Origin of the sequence: Paenibacillus sp. FSL W7-1279, from assembly GCF_037969845.1 — a bacterium.
Lineage (GTDB): Bacteria > Bacillota > Bacilli > Paenibacillales > Paenibacillaceae > Paenibacillus_AQ.
On sequence record NZ_CP150215.1, the window covers coordinates 7,311,484 to 7,335,643 of the forward strand.

Consider the following 24,160-nt stretch of genomic DNA (forward strand, 5'->3'; position numbering starts at 1 on the left):
CATGAAGGCCCTGTTATCGGGTTTGCTGCCATTCCTCGATGAAACGGATCGTGTTGCGTGCGTGATAATCAGCCAAATTTGATGCAAATGCCTGATCCGGGAATCCACGGTGAAGCAGCTTCAAGCCGCCCGAGGTTAATGAGATATAGTGATGCAGACGGTAAAACAACATCCGATTCAAATCAAGCCCGGTTTGGTGGAAGTAAGGGTAATGCTTCCCGAATCGCAGCTCAAGAAACGTATGCTCATGCTCGATGTCAAAGTATTGCGCACCTTCAATATCAATGAGATAGGGCTCTAAACGGTCTGTAACCAGGATATGGTCAGGGCCCAACTCGCCGTGGATAAAGCCATAACGCCGACGGGAATCGATCCTGGATTCAAGCTCATGCAATATAGCGAGCAGCCTGTCGTGATTGTTCCGGATACTCTCGTTATGAAGGATGATGTAGGACAGCTGTTCCCTAGCATTTTCCAACTGCACAAGATGGCATCGCTCCCGTTGATTCCAGCTTTGATCAGGCTTACCATAGTTCTGTCTTTGGTTTGCATGCATCCGTGCGATCATGTTGCCCACCCGATCAAAGACCTCATCCCGAACCCGATGATCCGGATGCTGAAAGTAGGCTTCCGCCTTCTGTCCCTCCATATATTCAACTAATGCATAGTCAAACGGGTATCGCTCCCGTTCCGTGTGAAGATCATATAGAGCAGGCGTCGAAATACCATGCTCCTTTAACCATCTGTTATTGATTTCGAACGAATGCCCGCCAAAGGATCGTTCATGTACACTTTCGTTCCCTATTTCTTCCTGAAAATAATTCTTCGTCAAGTCCCACACATACAACACGCAGGAGAATCCGTTTTGACACTGGATCTTATAGACAACCTTTTGCGCCCCGCCATGCATCCTCGTGACATCCGCCACAACATAACCGGTACCCAAAACCTTTCCGACATACTCCTGTACATCTGTTTCATCGAGGTGACAAGTCCAACTCATGAGACCACGCTCCATTTCATTTGGTTTTGCCGGCTTCCCCACTCTATGGCATTTCCGGGCAAAAATATAGACTGTTTCTTTCGGCTCTGCTATGATGTTGAATAAGGTCTCGAATAAAATACCCATACGATGAATAGCCCTTGGACACCGGTCCAAGGGCTTTTTTGATGTATTTTATATAAAAAAAGGACCAAGCAAGGTAATTCTTGCTTGGCCTTTTTGCGGGATCTCGGATCACGTCCGATACGCGATAAATGCTCGCTATTGAAACGTTCCGCTATTCTTACGTGCCGCAGAAGGTTCGGTAAGGACGCGACAACTCCGGCACGATAGCATATTCCGCTTGTTCCGGCGAATGCGCATATGGATCGGACAGCGCATGAAGCAGCTGCTCCATCACGCTGTAGTCCCCCTCCTGCTCCGCTGCTTCCAGCGCTTCCTCCACCCGATGGTTCCGGGGAATGACCGCAGGATTGCTGCTGCGCATTAGTTGATGGGATTGTTCCTTCGATTCCTGCTGGCTGCCAAGTCTCGCCTGCCAGCGCTCATACCAGGAAGCCAATTCGGGTGTGCCGTTTAGAGGCGTATCCTCCAGCTTGTCAAACGTTAACGCACGGAAGGTATTGGTATAATCCGCCTGGTGATTTTTCATCATCTTGAGGAGATCTTCGATCAGGGATTCGTCATCCTCCTCTTCTTGGAAGATCCCCAGCTTGGCTCTCATGCCTGCAAGCCACTGCTCGTGATACAGATCGGTAAAACTCCCAATCGCACCCTCGGCCAGCTTGACGGCCTGTTCCTCTTCTTCATGCAGCAGTGGCAGCAGGGATTCGGCCAATCTTGCGAGATTCCAAGCCGCAATATACGGCTGGTTCACATAGGCATAGCGGCCTTGTGAATCGATGGAGCTGAATACCGTATTCGGGTCAAAGTTATCCATGAAGGCACAAGGGCCATAATCAATCGTTTCGCCGCTGAGGGTCATATTATCGGTGTTCATCACCCCATGGATAAATCCGACGAGCTGCCACTTGGCGATTAGAGCGGCCTGACGCTTGATGACCTCCTGAAGCAGGACGAGATAACGGTTGGCACCGTCACCAACGTCAGCCTCCGGGTAATGCCGCTGCAGGGTGTAGTCTGCCAGAATCCGCAGATCCTCGGTTGTACCCGCTCCCCTTACGTATTGAAAAGTCCCCACTCTCACATGACTCGAGGCCACGCGGGTCAGAATCGCACCCGGCAGCTCCCTCTCACGAGTGACAGGCTGGCCGGTGGACACCACCGCGAGGCTGCGGGTAGTCGGTATCCCCAGCGCATGCATGGCCTCGCTGATGATATATTCGCGCAGCATCGGACCCAGAGCCGCCCGACCATCTCCTCCACGGGAGTACGGGGTCCGGCCCGAGCCTTTAAGCTGAATATCCATACGCTCATCCTGCGGCGTGATTTGTTCACCCAACAGAATCGCACGGCCGTCGCCCAGCATCGTAAAATAACCGAATTGGTGCCCGGCATAAGCCTGTGCGAGCGGTGATGCCCCCTCGGGTATCTCGTTGCCTGCGAGCATCGCTGCACCCTCTGGGCTCTTCAGTCCCTCGGCGTTTAAACCCAGGGCTGCCGCCAACGGCTCATTAAGGATTACCAGCTTCGGTGAGCGCACAGGCGTGGGATCTTGTTTGGTAAAAAAGGACTCCGGCAGCTTGGCATAACTGTTCTCAAAGTTCCAACCTATATCGATCATGGCTTTCTTATTGGTCATGGGATCTCCTTCTTCAAGCAGTATGATGATGACAGTATCTACTTATTATTTAAACACAAGTCGCTCTTTGTAGGGTTTACTGAAGGAAATTTATTATTCGACTGTTTCAAAGGCCATATCCTTTCTGATATCTTAAAAAAATCGCTGTCGAGAATGCCCCGACAGCGATGTTGACCGTACCCATCCAGATATTAATCCCGATTCGCCAGCTTCGCCAGCAACCGGATAATTTCGATATACAACCACACGAGCGTAACCAACAAACCGAAAGAGCCGTACCATTCCATATATTTGGGTGCACCTTGCTGTGCTCCCTCTTCGATAAAGTTAAAATCGAGTATGAAATTCAGGGCTGCAATAATGATGATGACAACCGAAATTCCGATGCCGATCGGAGTGCTGTCGTGCAGGTAAGGCACCGCCACACCGAACATGCCCAGAACGAAGCTAAACAGGTATACAAGTGCAACGCCGATGGTTGCTGCAATAATACCCTTTTTGAAGCCTGCGGTTGCCCGGATCAGACCTGTTTTATAAGCGAGCAGCATACCGAGGAATATGCACATTGTCAGTAAAGCCGCTTGTAATGTAATTCCATAATACAGATATTCATAATGAGCCGATAATGCACCGAGGAAAAACCCCTCCACGATCGCATAGATCGGTGCCAAGTAAGGGGCTGCCTTCGGCACAAAGCTGATGATCAGCGCCAGAACAAAGCCGCCTATCGCTCCCCCGATCATGAACGGGAATACATCATACCCGTTAAAATACATAGCCCATGAAATGACCGCTGCCCCGATCAGCAGCGCGAGCAGCATGAACGATTTATTCACCGTTCCGCCAATCGTCATCGTTTCCTGACCGTTGTAATACCCACTCTTCTCAAATGTTTCTTCGTTTAGTGTCGGATTTCCACTGCGCCCTATCAATTAAATGCCTCCCTAACTTTCTTTTTTGTATCCATTTTAGCATAGGTTGGAATATTTTAGGATACAAAAAATATAGCATCACGGGTGAATTGGAATTGGGATCAATTCAATAACTCTATTGATGAAGCTGATAAAATCCATAGATCTGAAAATCATGAAGATCTTCTTCTGCAATCCACACCATTAGTCTTTTTTGTGCTACGCATCGAACTTCCTTTTTGTTCCCGCAAACATCCATGAATGCAAGGATGGCTTCGTCCACTAGGTAATTTACATTAACGATAAACAAATTGACGTGAAGGCTCCCGACGATGCTATTCATCAGACGATAAATCTCCTCACGAAGCCTTTGATTGATCTCCTCAGCTTCACGCTCAATAGCTGGAAGCAATACATAATCGATTACTAAGCGCTCCCCATAGAAGTATGCCTCATTCTTATCATCCAAAGATTCTAATAATACATTCAGATACTGCATTCTTTGTCCACCTGATCCTTTAGCTAAAGTTAAAGTTGGAGACACTTGGATTAATAAGGTTATTTTAGTGTATATAAGCACTATTCACAATAAAATATTGAATATTATATTCTGTTTGTTCCCATACTACTTCTTTAATCTGAAATAGAGGTGGTTAAAGATGCTCCTAAAAATGATAGGCGAACGAATCAAGCAGCTCAGAAAAAAACAGGGAATGACACAGGAGGAACTAGCAGAAAAGGCTGGGATAAACGCCTCTTACATAGGAACGGTAGAACGCGGGGAACGAAATATATCCATTGAAACACTGGAAAAGATCATCGAGGGATTAGGAGTATCGTCAGCAGCTATGTTCCAGTTCCACGAGACAGATAGTCTGGATACCGCAAGTGAGAAGGCAGAGGTCCTAGAATCCATCAGCTCGCTACTTTATTCTCGTACATTGTCTGAAAGCAAGCTGCTCTTTCGTGTACTTAAAGACATCGTGGATACACTGGATCATCGGGAGAACTAATCAACCCCCATCTTTACATATACAAAGAAAAAGCATCTCCCACGGTAGGAGATGCTTCATTCATTTTATGCTTATGTTATTGTTTCAAGCCGCCAACGAAAGCCTCGAAATTCGCAGCAAGGCGGGTTATTTTGTAATCATTAGCCTTGTCCACATGGATGACTTCAGGCTCCCCGTCATTTCCGGATGAACGGTAGTCTAGCATCACGACCTCGGACTGGGAAGGACAATCGCAAATGACCACACCAATCTCAGGATATCCGCCATGCTCTATCATATAGCGGCTGCCCAAGCTTCCGCACAATGATTTTTTCTTCTCTCGTCCAATGCCCAAAATACCTGTAATTTCAATATAATCCTGGGCTCCATCTCCGATAGGAAACTTCCGGTTGCGGGGAATCCCGCCATTATGTAATTTCATTGCTTGGATATAAGAGGCGGGAAGTTTGAAGACCAGTGCTTCCTCCACGGATTCAATCAATTCATCCGTAGGCGGAGCCGACACGTATTGGTCAACCTCAAGCGCGCCATCATCCCAGAAATTCAGCACATTGGGGTCCGTATAAGACACCGCATTGGGTTCCTTAGCAGGTTGCGGAGCGGTTTTGTTCCGAATCCACTCCAGAAACTCCAACGTATCCTCGTCGCCGGGATCCAGGTGATCGGCCACTTCAAATGCTTTGCGAGCATCTTCATACCGCTCCAAATAGTAATAAGCAAGGCCTATGCGGTAATGCCATAAGGGATCGTCCTTGCCCTCTTCTTGAATGGCCAGGAATTGCTCAACCGCCTCTTCATAACGTTCAAGATTATTCAACGCTCTGCCCAAGTGACTGATCAGCACATAATCGCGATCTTCCGCAGGAATCTCCGTAATCGCATCTACGATCTCTTCAAATTCATCCTCTTCATGCCACTCTTCCAGCTGCTCTATTAGCTCCTCACTCATCGTTTCACGCCTCCCACACTAATCATCCTTTCTGAGATTATACCATTCCGGCATGTCACTCTCCAGCATAGTGAAGCTAGCGGTGCATACTATGCCCTTGTACGTGACTATGCTCTATTTGGATCTGCTTTACGATCCCTTCTGGTTAGAATGTATAAATTTCAATATCAAAACCAGATTCACAGTATAATAAATGAGCATACTGTAGATGTACGGTGAGAGCCGGTATATATAGGTATTCGAATATAGCGTAGAAGAGGTTGAAGATGAGTAAGAAACACTTTACGGATTATCAATTAAGCGAATCGATTGTTAAAGCGCTGAATAGCTTGGGCTATGAGACACCGACGGAGGTACAACAGGAAGTCATTCCGGTTGCGCTTGAGAAAAGGGACCTGGTGGTCAAATCACAAACAGGTAGCGGCAAAACAGCTGCTTATGGGATCCCGCTCTGCGAGCTAGTGGATTGGAATGAGAATAAGCCGCAGGCATTAATCCTGACGCCAACCCGCGAACTGGCGTTACAGGTCAACGAAGATATCACGAATATTGGGCGTTTTAAGCGGATCAAAGCAACACCTCTTTTTGGGAAACATCCTTTTCACATACAAAAAGCCGAGTTAAAGCAAAGAACGCACATGGTTGTGGGTACGCCGGGACGTGTGCTGGACCATATGGAACGCGGATCGCTCTCACTGGAGCGGATTGCTTATCTCGTCATTGACGAAGCGGATGAGATGCTGAATATGGGCTTTATTGAGCAGGTTCAGTCGATTATTCAACGGCTGCCGCGTGACAGGGTCACCATGTTATTCTCCGCTACGTTTCCTGAGGATGTGGCCAATTTGGCCCACAAATATATGAACCATCCTGCCCACATTGAGATTCAAGCAAGCGGTATAACAACTGCCACGATAGAACACGAGCTTATTCAGGTGATGGAGACGAGGAAACTCGCCCTTCTTCAGGATCTGCTCATTGTTGAGAGTCCGGAGAGCTGTATCGTGTTCTGCCGTACGCAAGAGCATGTGGATAATCTATTCAGATCATTGGCTGATCTTGGCTACCCATGTGATCGTATTCACGGTGGAATGGAGCAGGAAGAGCGTTTCGAGGTCATGAATGCGTTCAGAAGAGGGCAATTCCGTTACTTGATAGCGACGGATGTAGCCGCCAGAGGTATCGATATCACGAATATCACTCATGTGATTAATTACGATATCCCGCTTGAGAAGGAAAGCTATGTTCATCGCACGGGACGTACGGGACGAGCAGGCAAAACCGGTAAAGCGATTACTTTCGTCACACCAAGGGACGATAGAAGATTAGCCGACATTGAAGAGTATATTGGGTTTCCCATACCAGTAGTGAAAGCTCCCTCCAAAGAAGAAGTCGATCACCAGCGAGAAGCTTTCGGGCACAAACTAAGAATCCAACCCGAGCTGAAAAAGGATAAGCGTGAGCAATTAAACAAACAAATTATGAAGCTTAACTTCAATGGCGGCAAGAAAAAGAAGCTTAGAGCCGTAGACTTTGTCGGAACGATTGCCAAGCTTGAAGGGGTAACCGCCGACGATATTGGGATTATTACGATCCACGATTTTGTGACGGATGTTGAGATTCTGAATGGCAAGGGACCTCTCGTGCTTGAAATGATGAAAAACACGACGGTAAAAGGCAAACTGTTAAAGGTGCGCCAAGGGAATAAATAAAACTTGTAGGAACACTGACATAACGCCGTCAGTCATCGCAGCTCATAATAGCTATAACAACCATCATAACGGGTTATAGGAGGAAATAAAAACTATGAGCACACATCCAACTTTACGAGGATTTGCGACCATCAGTTACTGGGCGGACGATATGGAAGCGGCAAAGGCTTGGTATTCGGATCTGCTGGGTATAACACCTTATTTCGAACGTTCGGGACCCGATGGTCAACTGGCCTATGCCGAATTTCGAGTTGGAGACTACCAGCACGAGCTGGGTCTCATTGATCGCCGTTTTGCCCCTGCACAACCAATGTCCGGCCCCGGCGGAGCGATCATGTACTGGCATGTCGATGATATAGAAGCCACCTTCAGCCAATTGAAATCCATGGGTGCTAAAGAGTACGAGCCGCTCGTACATCGGGGGGAAGGCTTCATCACGGCATCTGTTACAGATCCATTCGGCAACGTGCTCGGTATGATGTACAATGCTCACTATCTAGAGATGCTGAATTCACGAAGCCAGGGGTGACCCAAAAAACATGGAAATCGATAAGACGGTACACGTGCAGACTCGGCAGGATTGGCGGAAGTGGTTAAGCGATAATCACCGTGCTGAAGATTATTGTTGGTCGATCATTACCGATCCTTCCGTAAATTATCTGGATTTGGTTGAGGAAGCCTTATGTTTTGGCTGGATTGACAGCACACGTAAAAAAATGGATGCCACGCATACAGCACAACGATTCTCACCCAGGAAGAAAAACAGCAACTGGTCAGAGCTCAATAAAGAGCGTGTCCGACGGTTAGAGCGATTAGGCCTCATGACTGAAGCAGGAAAGAAAGTACTGCCTGATATGAGGACCGAAGCTTTTGTAATTCAAGAATCTATATTGATGGAGTTGCAGCAGGATGAAGGGCTGTATCACAACTTCAAAGCCCTGCCAGAGGTGTATGTTAGAGTCAGGATCGACAACATCCAGTCTGTGCAGAGCGACGCAGGTCTGTATCATACACGATTGGATAAATTTATAGAACATACTCGTATGAATAAAATGTATGGAAAATGGAATGATGATGGTCGTCTTTTAGGGAAGTAAACCTCTCAAAGCCGAAACTATGCTTCACCTTCTATGTTACTTCACGCTCCAGCCCCAAAAGGAGCAGCGTAAGCTGCTCCTTATTCATCATGACCTCCCATTGCATCCACTTTTACACCACATACTCCGCCATAATCTGCTCAATATCGAATGGAGTAACCCCATTTTCCACCGAAAAGATCGTTTCGGCCTGATCCGCTGTATCTACCGACTCTCCTCTTGCCTTGGCATGCAGTTTGAAAAGATCATACAGGTCAGGTTTCCGTAGGGTTGTCATGGCTTTGCCCATCAAGACCATCCCCTTCTGATTCCCTTCTACGTTGTTGTAGTAATGTGGATGTCTCGTCAGGGACAGATCGGTCCAGATAACCGTACGTTCCACCAAATCCAAGATAACAGGAATAGCGATCTGCGTATCTGCCGCGACATCGATTTTATTAGCCACCTTCGAGGGCTCGAATATTTCACCGGAACCGGGTTTCTTGCGCATCATCCAGCCCACAAAGCACTCCGGCAGGTTGCAGTACGGTTGATTCGTAAACGAATGAAGAGTCGCTACAATATAACGCCCCCGATATTGGACGATGGATGGAATATGCAAATCAATGAACTCGCATGCTCCTTGAGGAGCCGACACGATATCTCCGCTGTGCACAGCCTTGTAATTGGATGACCGCAGATTCGTATAAGAGATATGCTCGACGTACTGCCAATCTTGATCATACATGACGGCGGACAAGTCAATATCCACACGGCCCGTAGGCTCCCCGTCAACGTGTCCTTCCTTCCACCAGCTGAAGAAACGAATGGTATCCCCTTCCGTCATCGGCACGCGGCTTCCCCGAACCAACGTATGCAGGGCTTTGCTTGCCGATCTCTGGGAGAACGGCACGTGATAGTCCTTCAAGCGCTCGTCGACATAGGCCTTTCCTAAGGGCGGCAGTGCGGCAAACCGCTGGATCAACGCCTGCTCGCATACCTGCACGATGTTCCGGCATGCCGCTTCATCAATCTGCGGGAGCGTATGGGGTACGGCAAAGGCTTTCGCCACATTTCCTTTTGGAAAAAAGACGCGCAGCTCTTGAGGCTCACGGCGGCGGGCAAAATGCTCCTTCACTTGCAGCAATACCGGCGTCGATACTTGACTCGCGACTTCGCCAAAAGCCAGTGCAACATACTCCGTATGTTCGGTGGATCGCAATAACTGATCCAATCTGCGGGCAAATTCCCCCGGACGCTGCATCAACAGATCAATCAAATTCCAGACCTGGTTGTACTGAAAAGCAAGCTCCACACTCCCGTTATACGTGGTAAAGGGCTTACGATTGCGTAAAATATCAAAAGCTTCCTCGCAGCGTATATACCGATGCTTATATTCGGATGGATGCAGAATTTCACCCAAACGAATCCAACGGTCCTTAAATTTGAGCATATCCTCCGTTATCGGATGGCAGCGTTCCAGCAATCCGAGCAGCAGTCGTCTTTCACGCCGCTTAAATTTACGAAACCGCGTGGCTTCCGCCAGACTGGCATCTCCGTCTGACCACGCCACCGCCAGACGAAGGACATCGGTTGCGGTTTTGAAATAACGCCCGATCAGCTCGACATTCCCCTTGTCATGCTTCATTAATGAGGCTGCCACGAATCCCGCATTCTCCTTGAACGGAATCTCGGGAGGAAGAATGGCTTCCAGTTCATCGGGATTTGCATGCTCGATAACGGTCTCAATATCCTCTTTATCTGTCTGGGAGATGGAGCCTTTAGCCTGGATAAGCTGACGTATCATGGCATAGAAGTCCGCTTTGCTCCCCAGGTCAATAACCTTCAGTTTGACTTCGTCCTGCAGCGGAGGTCTCTCCTCAAGCTCATACTCAGGCAAATCCCATGTAAGATAATGATAGATGGCATTCAGATAGAGCTCCGCATCTTCCTCATCCATCACCTGCTTCGGGAAAGCAGGATACATCGGCTCATATTTCACATGCGCACCTACCAGCACCCTTAAATCGTCAATTAGTGGTTGATAAAGCGCTTCAAACTGCTCCTCGGATAAGGTACGGATCGCGTGTAATAGTGGATATGAGAACGCAAATCCAAGGTGTTCGATGTTTTTTATGGCCGTCGCCAAATAAGCTTTCGAGAGCCGACCCGGCCCTTGGCCTTCGCTTACAATCAATTTGTTCGCTCTCCGCAAATAAATGGTATTCATCATCATAAAAGAGTCCAGGAGAGCCATATCCCTAATGTCATTAAAGGAATAATAGAAGGAAGGAATATGATAGCCTGGACGCCTCCTCTCTTGAATAAAACTCCTTCAGGAAAGCTGCGACCCTAGGTTCGCCAATTGAAATAGAAGGAAGGATCGCAATAGCCTGAAGGCCAAAGATTCAAAGTCCATGACCTCAAATCTTTGATGAACCCATCATCCCATACCCGATAGCCGGCCAACAGGGCGAAAGTATTACGACTTTGGAAAATGAGGAATGATTTCACTCTCATTCGTGATAAAAAAAAGCGACGGCCGCAGGTCCCGGCAATCGCTTTTTGGGTAAATTGTTATTTATATTTATGAGAACTGCCAGAAGCCCGCTATCAGGTCCTGAACGTCATTCGTGGTGATTTTGGCGTAAATATACAGAGCTCCAAAACCAAAAGGATAACTGCTGTCCTCTCGGAGCAGCGTCTCGGGATACCCTTCCTCGTCTACCTGCAACAAAAAGGAGAACCCTTCCTCCCTCAGCCTCTCCGAATAATAATCTTCATCTTGAACCAGTCTCGGACTCCCGCCGAATTTGACCAGGAAAGACTGATCGATCGACTGGAAGTCGCTGCATGACTCTGGATGCGAAATAAGATGTTTGATTAGGCCCGGGTGCGCAACATGATCGTTCAAGCTCTCGTCGGTCATCGGATGCTCCATCACCTTGATTGAGCAATCGGGGTATTGATTGTGCTCCACGTATTCCTCATAGTCATTAGGGATGAAAATGGAGATCATAGATGCTGGCTTGAACGGATGAACGAGACTTAAATAAAAGTAATAGTTCTGGTCGCCATCATGGATCGTATCCGCTTTGTCGTCGAAATAGGCCGGGGCATTGCCGCCGATCCAGCCCGCGGCATGTTCGGATGAACATGGGCTTGCGGAATAAAGTATACTTTCTGTTCTCTCTTCTAAAATGTTCCTGAAATGATTCATAGCCATTTTCCTGAATCCCTGACGTTTACGGATTCATCCCCTTTCTAAGTATTGCTGGATCTAAGCGTCACGAAACTAAATGGCAGGCTATCCACACAGTGGTAAGAACCGTCATCCCGATCGTAAATATCCCCGCCTTTCAAAAAGGCAACTTTATCGAAGTAAAGCATATGACGATAGACAATGAGTTTAAATTTGAGGTTGCAGGTGCCTCCGACTTTTCTCTCGATTATATCCGTCAGTGCAAAGAAGTCGATATACCCGATTTCATATTCATTCTGCGATAGCTCAAGCCGCAACTGGTCTCCTGTCAGAAAGCGAACGAGTTCATCGGTCAATTTATATTTTTTCAGCGCATACTTCTTGTTCTCTAAACTATGATATTCAGCCGGCTCCAGCGATTTCAATAGTACGCCAAGGCGGTATCTTTATTACTCACAGCAATCGTATAAGGTCGTTCCCCGTCTTTTTCCGCTATCGTCACGTCCGCGCCTCGCTCAATTAAATGCTTAACCATGGCAAGATTCCCCATCCGCGCAGCAATCGTTAACGGAGTCGCTCGATAAGGATAGACCATATCGGGCTGATTATAATTGATGTCCGCCCCATAATCGAGTAGATAATCGAGGGTCTTATAACCATGGTCCGACACGGCTTGGCGCAGTACAACGCTGCCATGCAGCTTGATATCCAACCCCAGCTCATGAATGAACGGATCTTATCCACTTCGGCGCCACGACAGCTGCCTTGGTGCCGATACGATGTACATGATCACTCCTCCTGTTTTCTTCTATTATTCCACAATTTTCAAATCATGACGAGAACCCCTTCTCACACCACCCTTTCCCAACATTTATGACACGTGTCATACGGATCTCTTTACAGGTGTGAATGTTGCGCCGGTCGGATCGTTCCTACAATAGTGACAAGAGAACTTAGAAGAAAGAAGGAATGGGAGATGGAACAACGAAAGGACAGAATCCGCCTGCTGGATATTTTGCGGGGCTTCGCGATCCTGGGAACGCTCGGGACGAATATTTGGATTTTTGCGCATGCGGGGGACCTCAGCTACATTACCACCTTTGATCATTCCGGTTGGTGGGGAGCGAATGACTTACTTCGCATGATTGTCTTATTCCTTGTGAACGGGAAACTGCTCGGACTGCTGACCATCATGTTCGGCGTCGGTCTGGAAATGAAGTATCGGCAGGCCAAGCGCAAGGGAAAGCCGTGGCCTGGCGTTTATTTGTGGACCGTCCTGTTTCTGGTCTTCGAAGGCCTGCTGCATTTTATATTGGTCATGGAGTATGACATCTTAATGAGCTATGGAGTAACCGCCATCATTGCAGCCTTCATCGTAAAGGGCGGCGACCGGCTCATCGCACGTACGATGAACGTAATCGGCAGCGTCTTCGCTATTGCGATTCTGGCCCTCGCGGGACTAATGCTGGCGAGCGGCGCAAGCGTATCGTTGGGCAGTTTTGACGATGTTGTTGCCCTTTATCAGGAAGGCACCTGGATGGAGCAAGTCCAATATCGGCTGGCGAACTTCCTTCCGCTGCGAATGGAAGCCATCCTGGTGATACCGACTAACGTGTTTCTGTTCCTGCTCGGGATTCGCTTCATGCGCTCAGGCGTATTCTCCCCGGACGAGAACGGCAAAAGCCTGCGGAAAAGGCTATTTAGGCTGGGGATATATGTGGGCGTACCGCTCAACCTGCTTATTTTTGTGCCTGGCGGCGCTTTCGATCTGCCGGTGCGCTATTTATTCGCCCCGCTGATGTCCATGGGGTATATAGCAATTTTGGCGAGAATGATACAATATACGAAGTTGGAATGGCTGTGGCGCCTTCTGGAGAACGCCGGGAAAATGTCGCTGAGCTGCTACGTGCTCCAGAACATCATGGCATCCGCGGTATTCTACGGCTGGGGCTTGGGCCTTGCCGGCGAGCTGAATTCGGCCGCCATTATCGCCGTCTGGCTGGTAATATCCGCGTTTCAGCTGGGCATGGCATCCCTGTGGCTTCGCGGCTTCAAGCTGGGACCCATGGAAACCGTCCGTAAACAGGCGGTAGGTTTCTTCGAATCAAGATAGCCGGATTGGAGGCTAGATATGTTCTATAAGCTGTATCCGAGGGATCAGATTAAAAGTTATTTGCTCATCGATGTCGTACTGACCGTATTCTTATGCTACCAGGTGTTTCGTTTGGATACGGCGCTGGGACTGTGGGGCAGCCTCTTGCTGCTCCTGCTGTTCCTTGTTTCGTTCTATATCGCCCTGTGGCGCCGGGACGGCTGGCTGCTCGCTGCCGTGCTGACAGGCCTGTTCGCCATTGGCGTACTCGCGGTATATACGGGGCCGACCACCCTGATGTTCGGGATTATTTTTGCCGACTTGCTGGGCCGGTCCAAGTCCAAGGTGCATATCGCCATCGGCAGCGGGGCCATTGCCCTATCATTCCTGCTCGTGTTCGTTTTCCGAAAGGATCCCCTGCTCGAAACGTCCAATGCCATTTACCTTCCGATCATGATCATTCAATCGGTATATCCGATCGTCATCTACATTAAGGAGAAAGCGAAAAGCCTGCAGGGGGAGCTGGATGAAGCCAACGAGCAGATTGCAAAGTATATCCAGCAGGAGGAGCGGCAGCGTATCGCCAGGGATCTCCACGATACCTTGGGACAGACCCTCATGATGATCAAAATGAAGAGCGAGCTGGCAACGAAATGGGTGGATAAGGATGCTGCCCAAGCCAAGCGAGAGCTAAGCGAGATTCTCGATACCACCCGAACGGCCCTGAAGCAAGTAAGGGAGCTGGTATCCGATATGAAGTTCATCTCGCTGGCAAGCGAGCTGGAGCATTCGGCCAAACTGCTGCATACAGCAGGAATTTCGCTGAGCATCGAGAATCCGGAGAAACTCCCGCTGTTATCCAGCGTGGAGGAAACGATGCTTGCGCTGTGCGTCCGGGAAGCCATGACCAATATCATCAAGCATAGCCGTGCCAAGCGGTGCACGATCAGACTGGAAACGAAGGACCATGCCTTCGGAATCCATATTGCGGATGACGGCGTAGGGCTGGCGGGGAACGGCGACGGAAACGGCATCCCGTCGATCATGGAGCGGATGAAGACGCTTGGCGGCTCTTTCGCCATCGCCCCATCGCCTGAGGGAGGCACCAGGGTATCCTTGAATCTCCCGCTTCGCCGCCATGAAAAGGAGGACGCTTCATGATTCGAATCGTTATTGCGGAAGATCAGAAAATGCTTCGCGGTGCATTCGCCTCATTGCTTCATTTCGAAGATGACATCGAGGTCGTTGCCGAGGTGCCCGACGGGCAGCGAGCCTGGGACGCGATCCGGCAGCATCAGCCTGACGTGTGCCTGCTCGACATCGAGATGCCTCATATCAACGGCCTGGAATTGGCCGAATCCATACGACAAGCAGGTCTGCCCTGCAAAATCATGATCGTTACAACCTTTGCGCGCCCGGGTTATTTGCAAAAAGCTATGGATGCTCAAGTAGAGGGATATCTGTTAAAGGATGAGCCGATCGATTTCCTGATCGAATCCATTCGGCGGGTCATGAAGGGCGAGCGGATTGTGAGCACCGATCTGGCGGCCGCGCTCTTCATGAAGGAGGAGAATCCGCTCAGCGAAAGGGAAATCGAAATGCTTCGCTTAACCAAGGAAGGCATGACCACCGGCGACATCAGCAAAGCCCTGTTCCTGACGAGAGGCACCGTTCGCAACTACCTCTCCTCCGCCATACAGAAGCTGGAGGCGGATTCCCGGCAGCAGGCCGTGGCGATCGCCGAGGAGAAAGGGTGGCTGTAAACATCCTCGGACACAGCTCAAATGGTACCGATAAGCATGCTCCCGCTATTGCAGCGCTGCTGTTTTTGCTTGAACCCCGTACCGGTTAGTAGCGTTATGTAAGTCAGCGAAAAGCTCGAAAGGTAATAAAGTATACATTCTTTAGATAAAAAAACAACGCAGCCTCATTAGCTGCGTTGTTTTTTATTGAGTACACACTTACAAAAGCAATGCGAGTCTGTGTCCCAATCTATCCATCTTCCCCGACTGGGTAAGCATAGAAAATATAACGCTCCGGCGCATTTCCTACAAAGCGAAACGGATAGCAGGTCGAAATGACCAGCACCTCGGTTCCCATAGAACGAATCACCGATGTATCGTCTTTATCTACAATATCCGTACTTTTAATCTCATATTCAAAGGTACCGTAAGGTAGCTTTACGATAAAATGATCCCCTACCGACAACTTGTCGAAATCCCGAAAAACGGTGTCCCGGTGCCCAGACAGCAAAATCTGCTCGTTATCCATTGGAAAAGCGGTACCGCTGTAATGCCCGACGCCTCTCTCGAGCATCTCTTCATCCGTACCTTCGATGATCGGAAGTTCTGCTTCCAGCTTTGGGATTTGAAGCATTCCGATCACATCGTTCGGTTTTGGATCGAACTTGGATTTGTCGATCACTTGATCACGATAGGATATAGGATCCGCACGCCGTTCTTTCGAAGCATCTATTGTATTTGACTGGCGAATCAGTTCGTTTGCTTCCGCCATAGCTTCCTTCAAGTTTGCCTGGTGTTCGACATACTGAATGACAGCGAAAGTCACGATCCCCATACCTGCGAGCAGCAACAGCATACCTACTATTCTTCGCATGTTCTCTCCTTCCAGTCTGCATTAATATATCAATTGATGACTGCCGGATAGCCAATAAGAGTTTGATTATCCTCTATATTTTTACAATGTTATCTTACTGTTTCTTATCTATAAAATCCAGCTGAAGGCCATACTTCTGCTGCACAATAAGCCAAAAGTAATATGTCCCCCCTGCAGGATTTCCCCCTCTCTGTACTAAGGATTTGCTCCACCTGAATCTATATTAGGTTGGGGCTTCGTCCAATTGCTAACCTCCCACTGGAAACGCAATTCCAGCGTTATCTATTGAAGTCATACGGTGACCAACAGCCTAAACAAACTGCCTATTTAAGCACGGCAACATTGTAGTTTTTTGTCGAATCATGGTATGGGCCAAACGTCCATTTTTTGCTGGTTATATATGGTACCACGGGAATATTGTCGATAAATGGTTGCTAGCTTATACTTGACGGGAAATTGTATAAATTTGGAGGTGAAAAGGAGTGGTGCCGGAAACAGGAGATGAGCATATCGCACTAAAGCTCCGGTGATCCGAAAACATAACGATTGGAGGGAGACAAAATTGCATTCTACCCGCTCGGCAGGAAAAACCGTATTGAAACGGATTTTCATTCAATTTTCCATCTTATTAGTTATTCTTGGCGGGTTACAGCCTGTAATGACAGTACCTGTGGAGGCTGCAGGAGGAATAACCATTAATGGCACCGATTCCTATGCAACGGTTAGGGCTGCCGATGGCACCTCATGGTTGTACCAATTTGACGGCCAGTCGCTATCGGGAACCCCGATCGGGACAGTACCTCTGAACTCCGTTTTCGATGGGATTGGTTTAGATCGAAATCAAGGTGTTTTTTATGGACTTAGGTACAGTACCGGAGAGATCCATAAAATTACGCCGGATGGAACCAGTACCCTGGCGGCAACGAACTCCGGGTGGACGGTAGTCGGTGCCGGAGGGGTTAGCCCAGACGGTTCAACGTTCACCTATAATGTTCAAAGGGACGTCTCAGGGACCATTGAGCGCGAGATTCGGAATCTCGATTTGAGCTCTGGACAGATAACCACGCTTACAAGTTTAGATACGGATATACGGGATCTCGTATACGATCAGGAAGGAAATATCTATTATATTCAGACTGGTGACGAATCCTTTGTCAGACTTAATCCGAAAACACTGGATAAGCACGCGCTCGGTGAGTTTAGGCTTTCGGACGGAACGAATCCGATCACTTGGGGCAGCGGCATCAGTATTTTACCGGATGGGAAATTGCTGATTTCGGATGCATCAGGGGCCATGTATATTGGAAATCCTGAAAATAACCTTTTGACATTAATTGGGCAGGTTCCGGATATTAATTTGCTCTGGGATCTTACGTCAGGAGCTTATCCTACATATGCACCGAAACTGACCGTTGAAAAATGGATTAACGGTACTGAAAAGAGCAATGAGATTTCACCCGGGCAAGAATATTCATACTCGCTGAGAGTAATAAACAGCGGAAATGTATCGGCGAGCGGAGCCGTTCTAAAAGATCAGCTGCCAGACGATACGGAATATGTAGCGGACAGCACGACTTTGAATGGCAAAGCAGTCGCTGATCTTAACGGAACAAGTCCTCTATTTGCAAATGAAGGCATGTTGGTTAAGTCGCCTAATCCGTCTGCCATGAACGGTTCCCTATTGGTTGGGGAAGACGGGGCTGCCGTTGTTACATTCCGCGTGAAAGCCAAGGACAATACAGCGGTTGGCACCAAGATCACAAATACAGCCACCGTGTCTTCAAATGAATCGGGAACCATTCAATCCGATGAAGTCGTTTCGACGGTTACGACCGGAACAACTCCTCCAGCCACGTGCCCAGCGCCGGTAGCGTTGATCAATGGCAGCTTTGAGGAGCCGGTGTATGCGGCTAACGATCCCAGATTCCCGGCCGGCCCAGGCTATTTTTCGGTCCAAGGTCAATACGTACCCGGCTGGAAGACAACCGATTCTACGGGATCCTTCGAAATATTTAACAAAGGTTTAATGGATCAAATCCAGCCTGGTTCTCCTAACGATCAACAAGGCCTTAAGAATGCTGTTCCCCATGGGAAGCAAATGGCGGAATTGAATAGCAAAGAGCCTGCACAGCTATATCAGGATGTGAAGACGACTCCCGGGCAAACGATCTATTGGAGGATAGCGCATAAAGGAAGACTCGGCGTGGATACCATGGCTGTCAAAATAGGTTCGGCCAATGTGGATCCGAAGGTTCTTCCGATTGTCGACCAACTAACGACGGGTAAGGACGCTTGGAAATATTATACCGGTACCTACGTCGTTCCGACCGGCCAAACGATGACACGCTTTGGGTTCGAAGCCGTCTCATCCACGGGCGGCAACCCGGCAGCAGGTAACTTCATCGATGATATTTTCCTCGGAACAGAACCTTGCGTCATTGCAGATAAAACAGTATCTCCACAGGGAGAGGCATCTGCCGGTCAAGAATTAACGTATGAAGTGACGGTTAAGAACAACGGCGGCGACGCCGCAGCAAATGTAATTTTTGAAGACAGCATTCCTGTTGGAACTGAATTTGTTCAAGGCTCTATTGTGGTGGATGGCCAACCGGTTAACGACTCCCACTATGATAGCAGCAGCGACATGATCGTGATCGATTTGGGTGAGGTGCCGAATGCCGCCCAATTGCCTCAAGGAAAAACCATTCAATTTAAGGTGAAGGTGTTGTCCGGGTATGAGGGCATCGTCACGACAAACAAGGCCATTATCAAATATGAAAACCTTTTGACAAACAAATCAGAAGAGGTAGCTACAAATGAAGTGAGTACGTCAATAACCGGCGAAGCCAATGTGTGCCCGGCTCCGGTAGCGATGATTAACGGCAGTTTTGAGCAAGGCGCTGTCAAAGGATCTGCTGTTAATACGTCCGGGCTTTACTATTATGAATCCGAAGTACCTGGATGGAAGACCACGGACGATGCTAACGGTTATCCAGTCATTGAGCTATGGGACTGGGCACGAAATAATCCTTCGGTTGTAAAGAACTGGCCGGCTCCCCCTGATGGCGGGAAATGGGCAGAACTCAATGCTTTCGAAAACGGGATGCTGTATCAGGATGTGAAGACAACCCCTGGGCAAACCATATATTGGCGCCTATCCCATATGGGGCGGAATGGGGTTGACACGATGCAGCTTCGTATTGGGGCAGCAACGGCTAACCCTTACGATGCCGAAGTCCAACGACAAATGACGGATGATAAAACCGCGTGGGGTACCTATACGGGTACTTATAAAGTCCCTGCTGGGCAAAAGGTCACTCGCTTCGGCTTTGAGGCGGTGAGCACAGCAAGCGCGAGCATAGGTGCAGGCAACTTCATCGATGACATCTTCCTTGGCACGGCACCGTGTGTAACGGCCAACAAGACCGCATCTCCACAAGAAGTGAGTGCCGGCGATGAAGTAACCTACGCGATTCAGATCAAGAACGAAGGCGGAGACATCGCAGCCGATGCAAGTGTGACGGATCTGATTCCTGCAGGAACGGAATACGTCCCTGGTTCCATGAAATTGATCCAAGGCTCGACCACCAAGGACCTGACGGATGCGGACGATGCCGACGAAGGTCGCCTTGAAGGCAGCCAGGTCAGCATTAAGTTAGGCGATTTAGCGAATACGAGCCAATTGGCAGATGGCGTTACCGTGCAATTTAAAGTCAAGGTCTTAGCGAACGCTGCCAATCAGCAAATTAAAAACAAAGCGCTAATCAGCTACGACAACTTATTAACAGGCGACACGGAAGAGAAGGAAACGAACGAAACCACAACACCGGTCCGTCTCAATCCTCCTGTTCTGGAGTCCGACAAATCGGCAGTCCTTCAAACCAAGGCCGCTGGAAACACGGACCCTGACCATCCTGAACCAGGCGATACGCTGCGGTACACGATTCAGGCACGGAATACGGTCCTTAACAGCTTCGTCAGCAGTTTGGTCATCTCCGACGATCTGCCGGCTGGACTGCAATATGTACCGGGCAGCCTGAAGGTAGACGGCGTCTCCGTCACGGATGACGAGAGCGATCAAGACGGTGGTCTGTATAATGGCGACCAGGTAGTCGGCCTTTTCGGGGATATCACGGATACCGAGTGGCACACGCTTGAATTCGAAGCGGTCATTGCGACGGGCCAAGCCGGCAAGAATATTCGCAATACCGCCGTCGCCGGCGGCGAGAATGTAAGCACGCCGAGCAATGCCGAGGAAGTTGTTCAGGTCTATCCGCGCCATCCGGTTGTGGAATCGGAGAAGATCGCCGAAAACCTGGATACGGGTAAAACCCATTTTGAAGTCGGGGATACGGTGGTCTACACCATTCGGGCAAGAACGGTGACGGAAGATTCGTATATCTCGAATTTGAAGATTACGGATACGCTGCCGGAAGGACTGGAATACGTGCCGAACACCCTAACCGTGGACGGCAAAACCGCCACCGATGAGGAAGGCGACGATAACGGTCATTATGTCACCGGGGATGTATACGGTGTAACCGGCGCGGTGTATGGCGGATTCGGCGACATCTGGGATAAGGAGTGGCATGTGCTTCAATTCCATGCGACGATCCAAACCGGACAAGCCGGCAAGGATATTCGAAATATTGCCGACGTCAGCGGCGACAATTTCGACGAGCCAAGTAGGCCGGAAGAAGAAGTCAAGGTCTATCCGCGAGAGCCGATTGTCGTATCCGAGAAGTCCGCAACAAATCTTGAAGCGGGCAAGGATACGTTTGAAGTCGGAGATACGGTTACCTATGTGATCCGGACAAGAACGGTAATAGAGGACACGTACATGGCCAATCTGGCCATCACCGATACGCTGCCGGCTGGTCTGGAATATATTCCGGGCAGTTTGAAGGTCGACGGCGTTTCGGTAACCGATGACAAGGATAGCGACCAAGGCCACTATGCCTCAGGTCGGGTAGTCGGTAACGTCGGGGATGTATGGGATACGAAATGGCATACGCTCGAGTTCCGGGCGAAAATCGTAGCAAACGCAGGGGAATCGATCCGAAATACCGGAGAGATTACCGGAGACAACATCGATCAGCCAAGCCGTCCAACGGATGAGATTGTGGTTGAGGAAGGCGATACGCCGCCGGTGGACCCACCGGTTGATCCGCCAGTCGACCCACCAGTCAATCCGCCGGTAGATCCGGATCCACCAGTTACACCGCCTGTAACACCACCGACTCCGCCTTCCCCAGTCATCGAGTCACGGAAGACATCGCGGGATCTAAGTGGTGGCATCATCGGGGTTGGCGATAAGATGGAGTATACAATCTCCGCACGCAATACCGTTGCCGGCAGCTATGTATCGAACCTTGTGATTGCCGATATCCTGCCGGAAGGACTGGCATATGTAGCAGGCAGCCTGAAGGTGGACGGTATTTCCGTAACCGATAACTCTGATGGCGACAAAGGTCAATATGTTAACGGCAAAGTGAGCGGTAACTTTGGACGGATTGCTGATACCGAATGGCATACGATTACGTTCCAGGCAACCATCAAGGCGGGACAAGCCGGCAAATCGATCGTAAACATCGGTGAAGTCACAGGGGATAATGTGACCAGTCCGGAGAAGCCATCGAATGTCATTGAAGTGACAGACAACGAGAACAATGGTGGAAATACTACGAACCCGGGTGGAACGGGAGATTCCGATGGAGACTCGAATGAAGATCCTAACGGAAATCCGAACGAAGATTCGGATGGCGATTCCAACGGGAACCCGAATGAGGACTCGAATGGAGACTCCAACGGGGATTCGAATACCGGGGCACAAACACCGGAAGATCATGACGATTCAACATTAGGCGTATCGGATTCGACTCCACGAGATCCGGCTGAGTCCGGAGATCCGGCAACGAACGAGCCTAACGGAAATAAATTACCGAATACGGCTACGAATATGTACAGCTACATGTTAGCCGGAGCTATTATGCTTCTTGCAGGATTGCTTTTGTTAAGAAAAAGAAAAGTATAAACAACCAACAGCTGCCCCCCAAGTGAACACGACTTGGGGGGCAGCTGTTATTTTGAGGCGATTTTCCTTAAATGAGCTGAAACGCCCATCCTCTACGAATACGACTCTCCCATATTTAAACCATTTTTAAACGGAACTGCCCGTTCGTTTTAACCTTGATCCGTTACGATTAGAAGAAACTGGAGCAATAAGGGAGAGAACGTATGCGAGTATTGGAAATGTTGTTGATAACATCCAGCGTTTTGGTGCTGATGGTCTTACTATTTCGTAACACAATCAACCGGATGACAGGGGCTATAGCCGGCGTCGCTTGTGGCTCACTGTTAGCAGCGCAACTGCTGTTTGAGGGCTATAGGTGGCAGATGATTCCGGCCTATATCGTCGCTGCTTTGCTCCTCACCTTCGTCTTATTTAGACGCAAAAAGGTAGGAAAACCGCTTCGTTACACGATTTTGGCTCTATCCGTTGTTTTGCTGGGCGTATCGGTTGCCTTATCGGTATTGCTGCCGGTCTTTCATTTACCCAAGCCTTCAGGCGAGTTCAGTGTGGGAACGGAAACATTCCATTTTATCGATGCCGACCGGGAAGAAACGTTTACCGAGCAGAAGGGCGACAAGCGAGAGATGGTCGTTCAGGTATGGTACCCTGCTGCGGAATCTGGACGGAGCGCCGAGAAAAATTCAGTGTTCCCTAAGGACAGAGGGCTCTTCCATGCCTATATGCAAGCTTATTCCGGATATCTGGGCCTTCCCGCTCCCGCCCTCGACTACTGGAAATACAGCAAGGCCAATACATCTATCCATACCGATTTGCATCCCGCGGACAATCCGTATCCAGTGGTACTGCTGTCACACGGCATGGGGGTCGGCAGAATTTTGCATACGTCGCAGGCTGAACATCTTGCCAGCCACGGCTATATCGTATTCGCAGTCGATCATACTTATAGTACCGTTATGACCGCATTTCCGGACGGACGCATGACCGGATTCCTTACGGAGCAGTCTCAAGAGCGATTATTTGAAGACAGCCGCGCCATTTTAGATGTGTGGAACAAGGATGCAGCATTTATTGTGGATCAGCTAGAGAAGCTGCACTCAGGGGCCGTCGCCAGCAAATTCGAAGGAATGCTGGATATGGACAACATCGGGATGCTGGGTCATTCCTTCGGTGGAGCAGCAGCTTTTGAAGCCGTTTATTCCAACCCGCGAATCAAGGCCGGCGTGAATATGGATGGCACGTTGTTCATAACGAAGAACCGTGACGACATGAAGAAACCGTTTATGTTCATGGAATCCGAAGATTTTAAGAATGTCAACGAGCAGCAGGCGAAGTACCGCAAAACACCCGCCACGGTTGCTGAGCTCAAGGAGCTCCGGTTAACGAGAGAACAATTTGACACCATACTGGCGAATCGGGAAGCGGAACTGAAGCTGATGGACCGTTTATCGCAGCAAGGGTATGGACGAACCATTTATATTGAAGGAGCCGGACATTATAACTTCACCGATCTCCAGCTGTACTCTCCGCTTATCGGACTGACTGGCATGACCGGAAGCTTGAATGGAGCAAGGGGCGCAGAAATCGTCAATCGCTATCTTTTGGAGTTTTTCAACCAGCATTTACGCGGAATCGAGAGTAAGCTTCTAGCCGGTCCCACGGAGGAGTATCCGGAAGTGAAATATCCGAATTCGGTTTTTCAAGGTGATTAAATCCATAAGTATGAGTCGATGACCCGCATAAGGCACTTTGGAAAAAGTGATCCCTTGCGGGTCATTTTTGTTCAAAAATCA

General features: G+C 49.1%; 17 protein-coding genes and 1 pseudogene. 9 read left to right on the plus strand and 9 right to left on the minus strand.

The features are described from left to right. Window positions 1-13: 13 nt before the first annotated feature. From MKY82_RS33125 to MKY82_RS33140, 4 genes are all read right to left on the minus strand, one after another. A complete protein-coding gene (locus MKY82_RS33125; RefSeq protein ID WP_339295170.1) occupies window positions 14-1,003 on the minus strand; it encodes an aminoglycoside phosphotransferase family protein in 990 nt (329 codons plus the stop codon). Between the two features lie 283 nt (window positions 1,004-1,286). After that, window positions 1,287-2,765, minus strand: a complete 1,479-nt coding sequence (locus tag MKY82_RS33130; RefSeq protein ID WP_220687131.1) for a YdiU family protein — start codon at window positions 2,763-2,765, stop codon at window positions 1,287-1,289. A gap of 191 nt (window positions 2,766-2,956) precedes the next feature. Beyond that, a complete protein-coding gene (locus MKY82_RS33135; RefSeq protein WP_194540171.1) occupies window positions 2,957-3,697 on the minus strand; it encodes a Bax inhibitor-1/YccA family protein in 741 nt (246 codons plus the stop codon). Window positions 3,698-3,812: 115 nt separating this feature from the next. Continuing rightward, the gene (locus tag MKY82_RS33140; RefSeq protein WP_339295171.1) at window positions 3,813-4,175 is read right to left on the minus strand and encodes a hypothetical protein; all 363 of its coding nucleotides are present in this window, start codon (window positions 4,173-4,175) and stop codon (window positions 3,813-3,815) included. A gap of 160 nt (window positions 4,176-4,335) precedes the next feature. Here MKY82_RS33140 and MKY82_RS33145 point away from each other — a divergent pair, with 160 nt between their 5' ends. Continuing rightward, window positions 4,336-4,689, plus strand: a complete 354-nt coding sequence (locus MKY82_RS33145) for a helix-turn-helix transcriptional regulator (protein ID WP_220687130.1) — start codon at window positions 4,336-4,338, stop codon at window positions 4,687-4,689. A 76-nt stretch (window positions 4,690-4,765) separates the two neighbouring features. Here the strand turns inward: MKY82_RS33145 and MKY82_RS33150 are convergent, their stop codons facing one another. Then, complete coding sequence (locus MKY82_RS33150; RefSeq protein WP_339295172.1) at window positions 4,766-5,638, minus strand: SMI1/KNR4 family protein; 873 nt, start codon at window positions 5,636-5,638, stop codon at window positions 4,766-4,768. A gap of 266 nt (window positions 5,639-5,904) precedes the next feature. Here MKY82_RS33150 and MKY82_RS33155 point away from each other — a divergent pair, with 266 nt between their 5' ends. The 3 genes from MKY82_RS33155 to MKY82_RS33165 all read left to right on the plus strand — a co-directional run bounded on the left by MKY82_RS33155 (window position 5,905) and on the right by MKY82_RS33165 (window position 8,447). Further along, on the plus strand, window positions 5,905-7,350 hold the full coding sequence (locus tag MKY82_RS33155) for a DEAD/DEAH box helicase (RefSeq protein WP_339295173.1): 1,446 nt from the start codon (window positions 5,905-5,907) through the stop codon (window positions 7,348-7,350). A 94-nt stretch (window positions 7,351-7,444) separates the two neighbouring features. Further along, a complete protein-coding gene (locus MKY82_RS33160) occupies window positions 7,445-7,879 on the plus strand; it encodes a VOC family protein (RefSeq protein WP_339295174.1) in 435 nt (144 codons plus the stop codon). Window positions 7,880-7,889: 10 nt separating this feature from the next. Then, window positions 7,890-8,447: a thymidylate synthase gene (locus MKY82_RS33165; RefSeq protein WP_339295175.1), complete on the plus strand. Its 558-nt coding sequence runs from the start codon at window positions 7,890-7,892 to the stop codon at window positions 8,445-8,447. 112 nt (window positions 8,448-8,559) lie between these two features. Here the strand turns inward: MKY82_RS33165 and MKY82_RS33170 are convergent, their stop codons facing one another. From MKY82_RS33170 to MKY82_RS33180, 3 genes and pseudogenes are all read right to left on the minus strand, one after another. Next, complete coding sequence (locus MKY82_RS33170; RefSeq protein WP_339295176.1) at window positions 8,560-10,662, minus strand: TerD family protein; 2,103 nt, start codon at window positions 10,660-10,662, stop codon at window positions 8,560-8,562. Between the two features lie 351 nt (window positions 10,663-11,013). Then, window positions 11,014-11,646: a hypothetical protein gene (locus MKY82_RS33175; protein ID WP_339295177.1), complete on the minus strand. Its 633-nt coding sequence runs from the start codon at window positions 11,644-11,646 to the stop codon at window positions 11,014-11,016. Between the two features lie 212 nt (window positions 11,647-11,858). Further along, a pseudogene (locus MKY82_RS33180) lies at window positions 11,859-12,361 on the minus strand (ankyrin repeat domain-containing protein); the annotation flags it as partial. A 243-nt stretch (window positions 12,362-12,604) separates the two neighbouring features. Between MKY82_RS33180 and MKY82_RS33185 the strand changes: the two are divergent. The 3 genes from MKY82_RS33185 to MKY82_RS33195 are packed head-to-tail and all read left to right on the plus strand — an operon-like array spanning window position 12,605 to window position 15,483. Next, window positions 12,605-13,741 (plus strand): DUF418 domain-containing protein, encoded by a 1,137-nt coding sequence (locus MKY82_RS33185; RefSeq protein WP_220687125.1) that lies wholly within the window; start codon window positions 12,605-12,607, stop codon window positions 13,739-13,741. An 18-nt stretch (window positions 13,742-13,759) separates the two neighbouring features. Next, a complete protein-coding gene (locus MKY82_RS33190) occupies window positions 13,760-14,881 on the plus strand; it encodes a sensor histidine kinase (protein ID WP_220687124.1) in 1,122 nt (373 codons plus the stop codon). Continuing rightward, the gene (locus tag MKY82_RS33195) at window positions 14,878-15,483 is read left to right on the plus strand and encodes a response regulator transcription factor (RefSeq protein ID WP_339295178.1); all 606 of its coding nucleotides are present in this window, start codon (window positions 14,878-14,880) and stop codon (window positions 15,481-15,483) included. The genes MKY82_RS33190 and MKY82_RS33195 overlap by 4 nt, the downstream gene beginning before the upstream one ends. Window positions 15,484-15,712: 229 nt before the next feature. Here MKY82_RS33195 and MKY82_RS33200 read toward each other — a convergent pair whose 3' ends face one another. Then, window positions 15,713-16,336, minus strand: coding sequence for a class D sortase (locus MKY82_RS33200; RefSeq protein ID WP_220687122.1), 624 nt, complete (start codon window positions 16,334-16,336; stop codon window positions 15,713-15,715). 562 nt (window positions 16,337-16,898) lie between these two features. Here MKY82_RS33200 and MKY82_RS33205 point away from each other — a divergent pair. Both MKY82_RS33205 and MKY82_RS33210 read left to right on the plus strand, forming a co-directional pair. After that, a complete protein-coding gene (locus MKY82_RS33205; protein ID WP_339295179.1) occupies window positions 16,899-22,370 on the plus strand; it encodes an isopeptide-forming domain-containing fimbrial protein in 5,472 nt (1,823 codons plus the stop codon). A gap of 203 nt (window positions 22,371-22,573) precedes the next feature. Then, a complete protein-coding gene (locus MKY82_RS33210; RefSeq protein ID WP_339295180.1) occupies window positions 22,574-24,079 on the plus strand; it encodes a dienelactone hydrolase family protein in 1,506 nt (501 codons plus the stop codon). Window positions 24,080-24,160 lie beyond the last annotated feature (81 nt).

Coding starts and splice junctions, on each gene's coding strand:
- MKY82_RS33210 (WP_339295180.1), top strand. CDS start 22,574: ATGCGAGTATTGGAAATGTTGTTGATAACATCCAGCGTTTTGGTGCTG.
- MKY82_RS33125 (WP_339295170.1), bottom strand. CDS start 1,003: ATGAGTTGGACTTGTCACCTCGATGAAACAGATGTACAGGAGTATGTC.
- MKY82_RS33130 (WP_220687131.1), bottom strand. CDS start 2,765: ATGACCAATAAGAAAGCCATGATCGATATAGGTTGGAACTTTGAGAAC.
- MKY82_RS33145 (WP_220687130.1), top strand. CDS start 4,336: ATGCTCCTAAAAATGATAGGCGAACGAATCAAGCAGCTCAGAAAAAAA.
- MKY82_RS33185 (WP_220687125.1), top strand. CDS start 12,605: ATGGAACAACGAAAGGACAGAATCCGCCTGCTGGATATTTTGCGGGGC.
- MKY82_RS33155 (WP_339295173.1), top strand. CDS start 5,905: ATGAGTAAGAAACACTTTACGGATTATCAATTAAGCGAATCGATTGTT.
- MKY82_RS33190 (WP_220687124.1), top strand. CDS start 13,760: ATGTTCTATAAGCTGTATCCGAGGGATCAGATTAAAAGTTATTTGCTC.
- MKY82_RS33170 (WP_339295176.1), bottom strand. CDS start 10,662: ATGATGATGAATACCATTTATTTGCGGAGAGCGAACAAATTGATTGTA.
- MKY82_RS33140 (WP_339295171.1), bottom strand. CDS start 4,175: ATGCAGTATCTGAATGTATTATTAGAATCTTTGGATGATAAGAATGAG.
- MKY82_RS33165 (WP_339295175.1), top strand. CDS start 7,890: ATGGAAATCGATAAGACGGTACACGTGCAGACTCGGCAGGATTGGCGG.
- MKY82_RS33150 (WP_339295172.1), bottom strand. CDS start 5,638: ATGAGTGAGGAGCTAATAGAGCAGCTGGAAGAGTGGCATGAAGAGGAT.
- MKY82_RS33200 (WP_220687122.1), bottom strand. CDS start 16,336: ATGCGAAGAATAGTAGGTATGCTGTTGCTGCTCGCAGGTATGGGGATC.
- MKY82_RS33160 (WP_339295174.1), top strand. CDS start 7,445: ATGAGCACACATCCAACTTTACGAGGATTTGCGACCATCAGTTACTGG.
- MKY82_RS33175 (WP_339295177.1), bottom strand. CDS start 11,646: ATGAATCATTTCAGGAACATTTTAGAAGAGAGAACAGAAAGTATACTT.
- MKY82_RS33195 (WP_339295178.1), top strand. CDS start 14,878: ATGATTCGAATCGTTATTGCGGAAGATCAGAAAATGCTTCGCGGTGCA.